Origin of the sequence: Bacillus sp. FSL L8-0099, from assembly GCF_038006385.1 — a bacterium.
Lineage (GTDB): Bacteria > Bacillota > Bacilli > Bacillales > Bacillaceae_G > Bacillus_A > Bacillus_A toyonensis.
On record NZ_JBBOVC010000001.1, the window covers coordinates 4,017,327 to 4,030,011 of the forward strand.

The following is a 12,685-nucleotide window of genomic DNA, read 5'->3' on the forward strand; positions in this document are numbered from 1 at the left end:
TATATACGATACTTTTTGGGGAGGAAATAACATGGAAGCTATCTATAAAACAAAAGATGTCACGAATAAAACAGGCATCCCAAAACATATAGTCCGTAAATATAGTCAACTGTTAGAGGAACATGGGTATATCATTTCAAAAACAGCTGATGCTCGTATTTATAAACTGGATGATTTAAAACTATTGAAATCTATACATGAAAGAGCTGCTAAACTGCAAGAAGATATTTCAGAAACGATACCTATTATTTTAAAAGAAAAAGAGGCCCCGCCTGTACCCGCTATACAAGATAAGCAAGAAATACAAACGAAAGAAAAAGAAGATGGGCGTAACTTTGAGGAGTTCATGTTAAAACTCGAAATGCTCGCTCAATTAAATGAAGCAATTATTCATCAAAATTCTACTCTAATTACACAAAATCGTTTGAAAGATGAAAAATTAGATGAATTGATGCAACAAGTTTATGTAAAAGAAGGCTCTCAAGAAAAAATGCTACAAGAGTTAGTTGATCACGCCGCTCAAACAGATGCCTTGCAAAAAGAAAAGATGGACTTATTAATGAATCATATGTATAAACGAGAATCCAAGCAAGAAGAAAAAATGAATAAACTCGTTAATCAAATTTATAATAAAGACAGTAACCGTGATACACAACTTATGCAAGTTATTCGCGAAATTCAAGAAACAAAAAGAATGGTCGCCGCCTCAAAAGAACAAGGTTTCTTCCATTCATTTAAAAGTTTATTTAGCCGAACAAAACAAGAAAGAACAAACGAATAAACAATATACAATAAAAAGTTACCTTCCATCGGTAACTTTTATTCCTTATTTCTTACAGCTGGTAATATAATAATCGCTTCAGTACCTTTTCCGCTTTCGCTTTTATATTCCAGTGTACCATTATGCGCTTGTAAAATACTAAATGTCACCATAAGTCCTAATCCTGTCCCTTTTTCTTTTAAAGAATAATACGGTTGTCCAAGCCTTGCTAACTGTTCTTTTGTCATACCAACGCCACTATCTTTAACTCTTATTACGATTGTTTCGTCTTTTTGAACAGCCGTTACTTTTAAATATCCTTTATTTCCTTGAATTGCTTCAATACCATTTTTAACAACATTCATAATAGCTTGCTTCAATTTCGTCTTATCACCAATCGTATAAAGGCTCTCAGAAATCTCAACTTGCAAATATACACCTTGCATCGCTGCAAATGATGACATTAAAGTAGTCATTTCTATAAGTTGCGCGGATAAACAAATGTGTTCTTTTTTCTCAATTTGCGGTCTTGCTAAATTTAAATAATCTGAAATAATTTGTTCCGCCCGATCTAATTCAGCTAATACGAGACGCATATAGTCCTTATTCTTCATTTCTTCCGTACTTTCTAGCAATTGGATAAATCCACGAACAACAGTGAGCGGATTTCGAACCTCATGTGCAACACTTGCTGCTAATTCACTTACGATATTAAGTTTTTCTGATTTTTGCATCTCAGTACGTAGTAATGCGTTTTCATTTAAATATTCCGTTAAATACACCTGAAATACCATAGTCATAACCATAATAAGCGAGGCAAATATAAATCCGCTATATATTTGCGAAATATACGGTGTAAAACCTGTTTCTAACAGCACATTAATTATACCAAATACTAGAAAAACCAACACATAAAATGACGAAATCATAAATGCTAAAATTAGCTTCTTACCCCTTGAAAAAAGAGACCATTTCTTTGATAAGAACAATGGAACTATCAATAGAAATATTACTTCTACAACTGGAAGAATGCTCATTCCTTTTAGTGCCCATTCATATGTAACAAAAATAACTGCTGGGATTAAACCGACAATCCCACCATATAAAAAACCACTGACAATTGGGATTGGGTGAAAGTTATACCCGCAAACATTGTCAAAACAAATAGAATATGTCATGGAGAGAACGAGCGTAACGCTAGATAAAAACATAATAAAGTAACGATTCGGCTTCGGAGGCATTTCTTGATAGCGATTTAAACGAATCGCTTCATATAAAAATAATGGCAAAATAATGATGGCAATTTGGATCAATAAATCACGGATAAGCTCCATAGCCTCTCATCCCCTATATGTATTTTGATATGATTATATCATTTTATTAGTGTATTTGTTTTAAAATTTTGATTTTTCTTAACATATTTGTTAATTCTTTGTTAACAACACATATTAATTGTTACAGATTTTCGAAATGATTGTAAACCCTGTACCAAATTTCCTTCATGCAGTATACAATGAATACGGATTACAAAGAAAATATAAAAAATACTTCACTAGACGGACAACTATAGTAAAATACAGCATATAATCCATACTATCTATGTTTACAAATAAGTGATCATTACTTTAGTAGGAGGAAGATAAATATGGCAGGTACTACGCTTGTTTTAAAAGAAGAAAATTTGGTAGTTCTAGAAAATGTTGAAAAATCAGTGTATGAGGAATTACAGCATAAAGCAGGAGAAGCAGATTGCACATGTGCTGTGAACGAATCAGTTGTTCACCTTGGCAAAGTATCCTCTGTACTTTGGAATGAAGATGAAATAGATTGGGAATACGGATACTAAAAAGTCGCTTATAGCGGCTTTTTTTCTGTTCTCTCTTTCTAAATTTCATATACAAAGCGCAATCATAGAAAGTATGATAAAATGAACTTAATTTTCAAACGGAAGAAAGGGAGATACAATGGAACAATTCATTAATCCTAGAGTAAAGGACATCCAAATTTCTGGAATCCGCCAATTCTCTAATATGATTCAAAACTATGATAATCTTATCTCTTTAACAATTGGGCAACCCGATTTCCCTACACCTTCTCTCGTAAAAGAAGCGGCAAAACGGGCCATTACAGAAAATTATACAAGCTACACACATAACGCTGGTTTACTAGAATTACGAAAGGCCGCTTGTAACTTTGTAAAAGATAACTACGATTTACATTATTCAGCTGAAAACGAAACCATCGTTACAATCGGTGCTAGTGAAGCAATTGACGTTGCATTCCGAACGATTTTAGAGCCCGGGACAGAAGTAATTTTGCCTGCTCCTATTTATCCAGGTTACGAGCCTATTATTCGACTATGCGGCGCAACGCCAATTTTTGTAGATGTTCGTGAAACTGGATTTCGTTTAACTGCTGCAGCACTAGAAAATGCTATTACAGAAAAAACGAGATGCGTCGTACTGCCATATCCTTCTAATCCAACTGGTGTAACTTTATCAAAAGAAGAATTAAAAGATATTGTATCAGTCTTAAAAGATAAAAATATTTTTGTTCTTTCAGATGAAATTTACAGCGAACTTGTATACGAAGAAAAACACACATCTATCGCCCATTTCCCAGAAATGCGTGAAAAGACGATCGTCATTAACGGTTTATCTAAATCACATTCTATGACTGGCTGGCGTGTTGGACTTTTATTCGCACCAAACTATTTAGCAGGACATATTTTAAAAGTTCATCAATACAATGTAACATGTGCTACTTCAATCGCCCAATATGCCGCAATCGAAGCATTAACTGCCGCTAAAGACGCACCGAAGATGATGCGCCACCAATACAAAAAACGCCGTGATTACGTATATAATAGACTCACTCAAATGGGGCTAACAGTTGAAAAACCAACAGGTGCATTTTACTTATTCCCATATGTTGGCCATTTAACATCTTCATCATTTGATTTTGCACTTGATCTAGTAAAAGAAGCTGGACTAGCCATCGTTCCTGGAACAGCATTTTCTGAGTATGGTGAAGGTTATCTTCGCCTTTCCTATGCATATAGTATCGAAACTTTAAAAGAAGGCTGTGATCGTTTAGAAGCCTTTCTACAAAAAAAAGCTAAGAGTTAAACTCCTAGCTTTTTTTATGCATAATGATCACATGTTTGACGCTTCAATAATTTATGCGGAATAATGATACACTTGGCAGTAGATTCAGCATTCTCCACTTTATCAACTAAAGCTTTTGCTGCTTCGTATCCTAACTGATATATATTCACATCAACTGTTGAAAGCGGCGGACTCGCAATTTCTGATAATAAAGCATTATTAAAGCTTACAATTGAAACGTCTTTCGGTACAACGAATCCTTTTTTAGAAAGCGCACTTAACACACCAAGTCCAATTAAATCATCCGTAGCTATAATTGCTGTCGGTGGTTGTTTTAGTCCCATTAACTCTTCAACAGCTTGTTGACCACTTTCCCTTGAAAAATCAAAATGTAAAATATACTCTTTCGGTAATACAATGTCTGCTAATTTTAAAGCATCACTCATACCTGCTAAACGATCTCTTGTTACAAGTAAATCTGAGCCACCACCAATGAACGCGACCTGTTTATGTCCTAGTGAAATTAAATATTCTGCCACTTCTCTTGCAGCTGTATAATTGTCATTATCTACATATGTGATTTCATCTTTTCGATCATATGGTTTTCCAATTAAAACAAACGGGAAGTTTTGGTCATGCAAGTATTGAATAATCCGATCGTTCTCTCTTGAATATAAAAGAATAATACCACCAATTTGACGCCCTTGTACCATTTTTACAACACCATTAAAAATTTCATCTTCCGTTTCACCTGTCGACATATAAAGTGCATACCCTTCCACATGTGCAAATGAACTAATTCCTCTTATAACTTCCGGGAAAAACGGATTTTGAAAAGCTTTACTTGCAGAGCTTGGCATAACAAGACCAAGTGTCTTCGTCGTTTGGTTCGCAAGGTTTCTTGCATTTAAATTTGGATGATATCCTAATTCACTCATTACTTTTCGAACACGGCGCTTTGTCTTTTCACTTATACTTGGATTATCAGCAATTACACGAGAAACAGTTGATGGTGCTACGTTCGCCTTCTTCGCCACATCTTTAATTGTAACTGTCATAAAAAATCCCCTCCTCTCACTTCTCTGCCATTTTTCATATATTTTATCTTGCACTCGTTGCAAGTCATAAGAGAAGTCATAAACTTTCATTCATTTATTTATTTTATCTTGCAAAACTTATCATATTCTCCCTCTCCATGTATTGTAAGGGATATAGCTCTTTTTTCCTATACTATAATATACTATTTATTTCACTTATTTTCACATGTGATGTCAAATCTCTTTTCATCTCCCTATAAAGCTTTTTATAGGGAGATGAAAAGAAAAATGGGACGTAATGTCCCATTTTTCATCCTTTCGTACCTCCAGCTGTTAAACCAGAGATAAAGTATTTTTGTAGTGATAGGAATAAAATTGAAATTGGGATTGCAATTAATACTGAACCCGCTGCAAACGTCGTAAATTCATTACCAAATTTCTTCGCTACCATTTCATATAATCCAACTGCTAAAGTATAATTTTCTGGTGTGCGCAAAATGATACTCGCTAAAATGAAATCTGTAAATGGACCGATGAAAGTGAATAACGCTACAACCGCTACGATTGGCTTTGCAAGCGGCATAATGATTTGCCAAAAAATACGAAAATGCCCTGCTCCATCCATACGAGCTGACTCATCCAATTCTTTCGGAATCGTATCAAAATACCCTTTCATAAGCCATGTATTCATAGGGATTGCCCCGCCTACATAAATTAAAATTAATGCAAGGTGTGTATCAATTAATCCTGTTAACTGCGCTAATACGTATAGAGCGATTAACGCTGCAAAGTTCGGAATCATTTGCAGAATTAAAAATGTTAGTAAGCCATTTTTTCTTCCAACAAAACGGTATCTCGAAAATGCATAAGCAGTAAAACTAATTGCTAACACTGAGAAAATCATCGTTAAAACACTTACTTTTAATGTGTTTTTATACCATAGTAAGTAATTACTATTCTCTAGATCTAATAACTTACGATAATGATCTAACGTTGCATTTTGCGGAATAATACTTGATCCAGATAAACTATCACCCGGATTAAACGATGAGCCAATAATCCATAATAATGGATAGAAAATTATGGCACACATTACAAAAATAACGAAATAGCTTAATGAGAGACGTAACATCTTCTGTCTTTTAATATTCATTTACATCATATCCTCTTCTTGGAATGATTTTGTTCTCTTAAATTGCCATAACGCAACTGTAATAACGATTAACGATAAAATCATTGTAAGAGCTGCTGCTTTCCCGTACTGCGCTGAAGTCATCGTCAACTTATAAATCCATGAAATTAAAATATCTGTTCCACCTGCATCTTGTCCAGCTACAGCAGGACCTCCGCCGTTAAATAGATAGATAATACTAAAGTTATTAAAGTTAAACGTATATTGCGTAATTAATATTGGTGCTGTTGCATATAAAACAAGTGGCAATGTAATTTTACGAAACTGTTGCCAAGCTGTCGCTCCATCTACTGTAGCCGCTTCATATAATTCTCCTGGAATCGATTGCAAAATACCTGTTGTCATTGCAAAGACGAATGGGAACCCAAGCCACGTTTGAATCATAATTAAAGCTATCTTCGCCCAAAATGGATCTGTCATCCAAGCTATCTTTTCAATTCCGAATAACGCCAATACTTGATTGTTAATTGCTCCAAATGTTTCATTAAACATACCAGAGAAAACAAGAATAGATACGAATGCTGGAACAGCCCACGGTAAAATGAAGATTGTTCGAATAATTGCCTTCCCTTTAATACCAGGCTGATTTACGATAATCGCTAAAAAAATACCGAGTGCAACTTGTAATGTCGTTGCAACGAATGTCCAAATGACCGTCCAAGAGAATACACTTAAAAATGTCTCTCTCCACATCGGTAGTGTGAAAATATCAATAAAGTTTTTAAAGCCCACCCAATCTACTAATTTAGCTGGAGGAGAATGATATAAATCATAGTTCGTAAATCCAATTAAAATTACGAAAATGATTGGAAATACAACAACAAAGATAAGTAGTAGAAAACCTGGCGAAACCATTAAATACGGAAAGCCTTGATCTAATAAATTACGGTATTGCTCTTTTACAGAGTTTAAAGGTGTTCCGATATCACGTTTCTTTCCATTTTGATACGCATCATATAAATTAAATGCATATATTCCGAGTCCAAACCCGATAACGATAAGTGCTAAGATCCCTTCCACTAATAGAAAGACAGAATGATCACGTGGAACTTCTGTACCAAGCGTTACAATCCCCCATAATCCCATATTTAATAAATCAGCAAAGGCTACAATAAATGAACCTGTTAATACTAGAAAAATAAGACCTTTTACAAATTGTTTATTATACATTTGGCCCACGCCCGGAATGATTGATAACATGGTTGCCATTTTCCTATGTTTTGAACCGTTCATATCTTTCATTGGTTCCATAGATGTTTGCATATTCCTTCCCCCTTTTTTCTTCCTACTTGGAAGGGAGAGAATTCGTGCCCCTCATATTAGAGGCACGAACTTCACCTTATTTTTTCTTGTTATGATTTGCCTCAATATTACCTTTAATTTGCTTCACTGCACTATCAAGAGCTGCTTTTGGCGCCTCTTTATCTGTAACAACTAATTGAAGGGCATCTCCAGCTGGTTTCCATACTTCTTGCATTTCTGGAATGTTTGGCATTGGAATTCCATTTTCTGATTGCGTTGCAACCGCTTTTGCAGCTTCGTTATCTTTAATAATCGGATCTTCCATTACTGATTTTACTGGCGGAATTTCTTTCGTTTTCTCAAATCTAATTTTCGCGTTTTCTTCATTCGTTACCCATTCAGTGAATTTAGTAGCTAAATCATTTTGTTTAGAGAAGCTTGTTACATGCCATCCTTTTACCCCAACGAACGTTTTCATCGGTTGACCATTTGGTAATTTTGGCATTGGAGCAACACCATAATCAATTCCGTTCTTTTCCATCGCTTGGAACGCCCATGGTCCGTTCATGATAGAAGCTGCTTTTCCTTCATTAAATAATCCATCAGCAGCAGGTCCACCAGATTCACCGATAATACCTTTCGGGAATAGTTTTTCTTTGTACCATTTCTGAAGATATTCAGCACCTTGTACAGCACCACTATTATTTAACCCAACATCACTTGCATTTGGTTTTCCATCTTTTTCACCAAACACATAACCACCCATACCTGCCATGAATGCATTAGCAAAGTAGAAATTATCTCCTAATGTTAAAAATCCGTACTTGCCATCCTTTGTAAAATCTTTTGAGAAGTTAAACAATTCGTCCATTGTTTCTGGTGCTTTTTGCATAAACTTTTTATTGTAAATAAAGACTGGTGTTTCAATCGCTTTTGGTAAGCCATATAGCTTCCCGTTATATGTCTGTGCTTCTATTGATAAATCAGTAAACTTACTCTTAACAGCATCATCTGCTTTCACTTCAGAAAGTAAGCCCTCTGTTACTGCATTTCCGATTTGATCGTGTGGCAATGTTACAACATCCGGTCCAGTCCCCGCTGGTCCATCAAGACGTAACTTCTTCACTTGATCTGTCATTTGCATTTCAACAACTTTTACTTTTACTTTATATTTTTCCTCAAAGCTTTTCACTGCTGGTTCTAAACCAACGCCTTTTTTATCATCTTCCCAAACGAGAAGGTCATAGTCTTTCTTCGCTTTACTTTCCTCTTTTTTCCCTGAATCTTTCGGCCCACATGCAGATAACATACCAATTGATAATGCCGAAACCGTTAATAATGATAATGCTTTCTTCATCCCAAAAAACCTCCCTAAATTGTCTATGTACCTTACTAATTGAAAACGTTTGCATTTGAAAGTTTAATAGAAGCGCAAACCTTATCTCAAATCTATGAAAACGTTTGCGCTATTTGTCTATCATTATACATTCTTTTATTCATTTTGCAAATATTAATTTTAAAAATAATGTCATTATGCTCTTTATACATTGACTTTATATGAAATGAATACTACTCTTATAAGCAATATTAAAGCTAATAGAAAGGCAATCGTTTGCAATACAGGCTTTATTATTACATTTAAGGGAATAATATGTATAGAGATATTAAAGGGGGATTTTCTATATGCTTAAAGAAGCCGTTTACCATAGGCCGAAAGATAATTATGCATACGCTTACGATGAAAAAACAATTCACATCCGAATACGTACTAAGAGAAACGATGTTCAAATCGCCACTCTTATTTATGGTGACCCTTACGAATGGACAGATGGAAAATGGATTACGTCAAATACGCCGATGAACAAAACCGGTTCTACTGCATTATTTGATTATTGGTCCATTTCAATCGAACCAAAATTTAAGCGCTTACGTTATGGATTCGAATTAAAAACTGAGACAGAAACTCTTATTTATGCAGAACGAGGCTTTTTCTCAAACATTCCAGATGACGATGTCGGTAACTTTTTCTGCTTTCCATTCATTCATACAAAAGACGTTTTCATGGCACCACCTTGGATTAAGGACACAGTATGGTATCAAATCTTCCCAGAACGATTCGCTAACGGGGACAGCACATTAAATCCAGCAAACACCCTCCCTTGGGGAAGTACCGAACCAACTCCAACTAATTTTTTCGGAGGAGATTTTGCTGGTATTATTCAAAACCTTGATTACCTTGTTAAACTTGGGATTTCCGGAATATACTTCACACCTATTTTTAAAGCTCATTCAAACCATAAATATGACACTATTGACTACATGGAAATCGATCCGCAATTCGGGACGAAAGAAACTTTCAAAGAACTTGTTGGGGCATGTCATAAACACGGTATAAAAGTAATGCTCGATGCTGTGTTTAATCATAGTGGCTACTTTTTCGATAAATTCCAGGACGTACTAGAACATGGTGAAAAGTCAGCATATAAAGAGTGGTTCCACATTCATGAATTCCCAATTATAACCGAGCCACTTCCTAATTATGATACTTTCGCATTTACACCGTATATGCCTAAATTAAATACTGCACACCCAGATGTAAAAGAATATTTACTTGAAGTAGGGCGTTATTGGGTAAGAGAATTCAATATAGACGGTTGGCGCCTTGATGTAGCAAATGAAGTTGACCACTGCTTTTGGAGAGAATTCCGAAGTGAGATAAAGGCGTTAAATCCTGAAGTATATATTTTAGGAGAAATTTGGCACGACGCCCTCCCATGGCTACACGGAGATCAATTTGATGCTGTCATGAGCTATCCTGTTACAAATGCTCTACTTTCTTACTTTGCTAACAATTCCATTAAAGCAAGTGAATTCATGAAACAAATTACAGAATCCCTACATTCCTACTCTATGAATATAAATGAAGCCGCATTTCATTTATTAGACAGCCATGATACACCAAGAATATTAACAACATGTAACGGAGATAAAAATAAGTTAAAGTTACTCTATGTATTCCATCTTTCTTACATCGGCTCTCCTTGTATTTATTATGGAGACGAAATCGGTATGGATGGCGGCATGGACCCGGATTGCCGCAAATGTATGATTTGGGATACAAAAGAACAAGACCATGTATTATTTACACATATACAAACATTACTTTCATTACGAAAACAATATAAAGCATTTGGAGGACATGGTACATTCCAATTCATCGAAGCAAATGATGAACATAATTACATTTCTTATACGAAAACATATGGAGATGAAACTATCTTTTTCGTTTTAAATCCTACTAACGATGAAATTACAGCTTCACTCCCTATCCATATTACAAGGAAGAAAATAGTCAATATATATACAAACGAAGAATTTTCAGCAGAAGCAAGTGTATTACAAGTTACACTTCCACCGCACGGATTCTCAATATTAAAATGGTAATAGAAAAAGCCTTATGCCGCTCGGACATAAGGCTTTTTCTTATTTCAATTTATACACCATTGCTTCATATGGACGCAATGTAACGTTTTCCATTAATCCATTTTCCGAGTCATAATTGTGTATTAACAGTTCTGATTCACTATAAACAATGTTCTCAGGCAATTCAAATACACATTGATCCGCAGTGAAGTTTGCAATCACAAGTAGCTTTTCTTCTCCATATGTTCTTACATAAGCAAAAATAGAAGGGCTATTATCTAGTATTAAATCATACGATCCATACACAACTATTTCATTATTTTTGCGTAACTCAATTAATTTCTTATAGTAATAAAAAATTGATCCTTCGTCTTGGATTGCTTGTTTCACATTAATCTCTTTGTAATTAGGGTTTACCGTAATCCAAGGTTCACCCGTTGTAAATCCAGCGTGATACTGATCATCCCACTGCATCGGAGTTCTAGCATTATCACGACCTTTTATATAAATAGATTCCATGACTTTTTCTTTATCTTCACCACGGTCTATCACTTTTTCTTTATACATATTTAGCGTTTCAATATCTCGATATTCATCAATTGATTCGAATCGAACGTTAGTCATTCCGATTTCTTCTCCTTGATAAATATATGGTGTTCCTTTCATCATATGAAGCACCGTCGCTAACATTTTCGCAGATTCAGTACGATACATCCCATCATTACCAAAACGAGATACAACGCGCGGCTGATCATGGTTATTCCAATACAGGCTATTCCATCCTGTATGCTCTAATGCTTTTTGCCACTTTGTTAAATTCTGTTTTAAAGTAAGAAGTGGACATGGTTTTACATCCCATTTTCCGCCTTCTCCTGAATCTAAATCCATATGTTCAAATTGAAATACCATTTGTAGTTCTTTTCTAGCTTCTCCTGTATACAATTTAGCTTCTTCTGTCGTTACACCAGGCATTTCACCAACCGTCATAATATCATAATGAGACAATACTTCTTCATTCATTTCATGCAAATATTTATGAATGTTTGGACCGTTCATAAAATGCTTATGACCTGAAACATACCCCTCTTCTTCTGTTTCAACAGTCGGTAAACCTTCTTCTTTAGAAATAAAATTGATAACATCCATGCGGAATCCATCAATTCCTTTTTCTAACCAAAACTTCATCATTTCATAAACATCTTGTCTTACCTGTTCATTATCCCAATTTAAATCCGGCTGTTTTTTAGAAAACAGATGTAAATAATACTCATCTGTCATTTCATCATATTGCCATGCAGATCCACTAAAAGCTGCTCCCCAGTTATTCGGCTCTTTCCCTTCTTTTCCAGAACGCCATATATAATAATCTCTATATTTATTATCTGTTGATTTACGTGATTCAATAAACCAATTATGTTCATCAGAAGTATGATTAACAACTAAATCCATCATAAGTTTCATATTACGTTCATGCATTTCATGTAATAGCTCATCCCAATCTTCCATTGTTCCGAACTCGTTCATAATTTTACAATAATCACTTATATCATAACCATTATCATCATTTGGAGATTCATAGACTGGCGATAACCAAATTACATCAATCCCTAATTCTTTTAAGTAATCTAGCTTTGAAATAATACCACGAAGATCCCCTATACCATCACCATTACTATCCATAAAGCTACGAGGATAAATTTGATATACTACACTTTCTTTCCACCATTGTTTTTCCATTATGCTACCCCATTTCATTAGTAATTCATTCTTCTCTTTCTCCCAAGGCGCAAACGTTTTCACTAATGAATGATAACAGATTCTATCTTAATTTAAAATAGCGCTTACAATTTTTATCCTTCTTTTTCTAGGAAAACATATGAAAACTACTACATATCACTCGAATAAATGAAAACGTTTTATTTTT

General features: G+C 34.8%; 10 protein-coding genes. 4 read left to right on the top strand and 6 right to left on the bottom strand.

Annotation, left to right across the window (positions count from 1 at the left end):
- Positions 1 to 31: 31 nt before the first annotated feature.
- Complete coding sequence (locus tag MHH42_RS20225; RefSeq protein WP_000387496.1) at positions 32 to 781, top strand: DUF3967 domain-containing protein; 750 nt, start codon at positions 32 to 34, stop codon at positions 779 to 781.
- 38 nt (positions 782 to 819) lie between these two features.
- On the opposite strand, the gene MHH42_RS20230 is transcribed toward MHH42_RS20225, so the two are convergent.
- On the bottom strand, positions 820 to 2,094 hold the full coding sequence (locus MHH42_RS20230; protein ID WP_000420365.1) for a sensor histidine kinase: 1,275 nt from the start codon (positions 2,092 to 2,094) through the stop codon (positions 820 to 822).
- A 311-nt stretch (positions 2,095 to 2,405) separates the two neighbouring features.
- Here MHH42_RS20230 and MHH42_RS20235 point away from each other — a divergent pair, with 311 nt between their 5' ends.
- Positions 2,406 to 2,606 carry a hypothetical protein gene (locus MHH42_RS20235; protein ID WP_340893971.1) on the top strand — a complete coding sequence of 67 codons (201 nt, stop codon included), beginning with the start codon at positions 2,406 to 2,408 and terminating at the stop codon, positions 2,604 to 2,606.
- Positions 2,607 to 2,724: 118 nt separating this feature from the next.
- Positions 2,725 to 3,888 (top strand): aminotransferase A, encoded by a 1,164-nt coding sequence (locus MHH42_RS20240; protein WP_000434560.1) that lies wholly within the window; start codon positions 2,725 to 2,727, stop codon positions 3,886 to 3,888.
- Between the two features lie 14 nt (positions 3,889 to 3,902).
- Here MHH42_RS20240 and malR read toward each other — a convergent pair whose 3' ends face one another.
- From malR to MHH42_RS20260, 4 genes are all read right to left on the bottom strand, one after another.
- Positions 3,903 to 4,925, bottom strand: coding sequence for a maltose operon transcriptional repressor MalR (gene malR / locus MHH42_RS20245; protein ID WP_000219032.1), 1,023 nt, complete (start codon positions 4,923 to 4,925; stop codon positions 3,903 to 3,905).
- 289 nt (positions 4,926 to 5,214) lie between these two features.
- Positions 5,215 to 6,057, bottom strand: a complete 843-nt coding sequence (gene malD, locus MHH42_RS20250) for a maltosaccharide ABC transporter permease MalD (RefSeq protein WP_001022595.1) — start codon at positions 6,055 to 6,057, stop codon at positions 5,215 to 5,217.
- Positions 6,058 to 7,359, bottom strand: a complete 1,302-nt coding sequence (gene malC, locus MHH42_RS20255) for a maltosaccharide ABC transporter permease MalC (RefSeq protein WP_001195001.1) — start codon at positions 7,357 to 7,359, stop codon at positions 6,058 to 6,060.
- A gap of 76 nt (positions 7,360 to 7,435) precedes the next feature.
- Positions 7,436 to 8,695 (bottom strand): extracellular solute-binding protein, encoded by a 1,260-nt coding sequence (locus MHH42_RS20260; protein ID WP_000709915.1) that lies wholly within the window; start codon positions 8,693 to 8,695, stop codon positions 7,436 to 7,438.
- A 326-nt stretch (positions 8,696 to 9,021) separates the two neighbouring features.
- Between MHH42_RS20260 and MHH42_RS20265 the strand changes: the two genes are divergently transcribed.
- Positions 9,022 to 10,782 carry an alpha-glycosidase gene (locus tag MHH42_RS20265; RefSeq protein WP_000910469.1) on the top strand — a complete coding sequence of 587 codons (1,761 nt, stop codon included), beginning with the start codon at positions 9,022 to 9,024 and terminating at the stop codon, positions 10,780 to 10,782.
- A 39-nt stretch (positions 10,783 to 10,821) separates the two neighbouring features.
- Here the strand turns inward: MHH42_RS20265 and malL are convergent, their stop codons facing one another.
- Positions 10,822 to 12,498, bottom strand: a complete 1,677-nt coding sequence (malL, locus tag MHH42_RS20270) for an oligo-1,6-glucosidase (protein ID WP_000415210.1) — start codon at positions 12,496 to 12,498, stop codon at positions 10,822 to 10,824.
- Positions 12,499 to 12,685 lie beyond the last annotated feature (187 nt).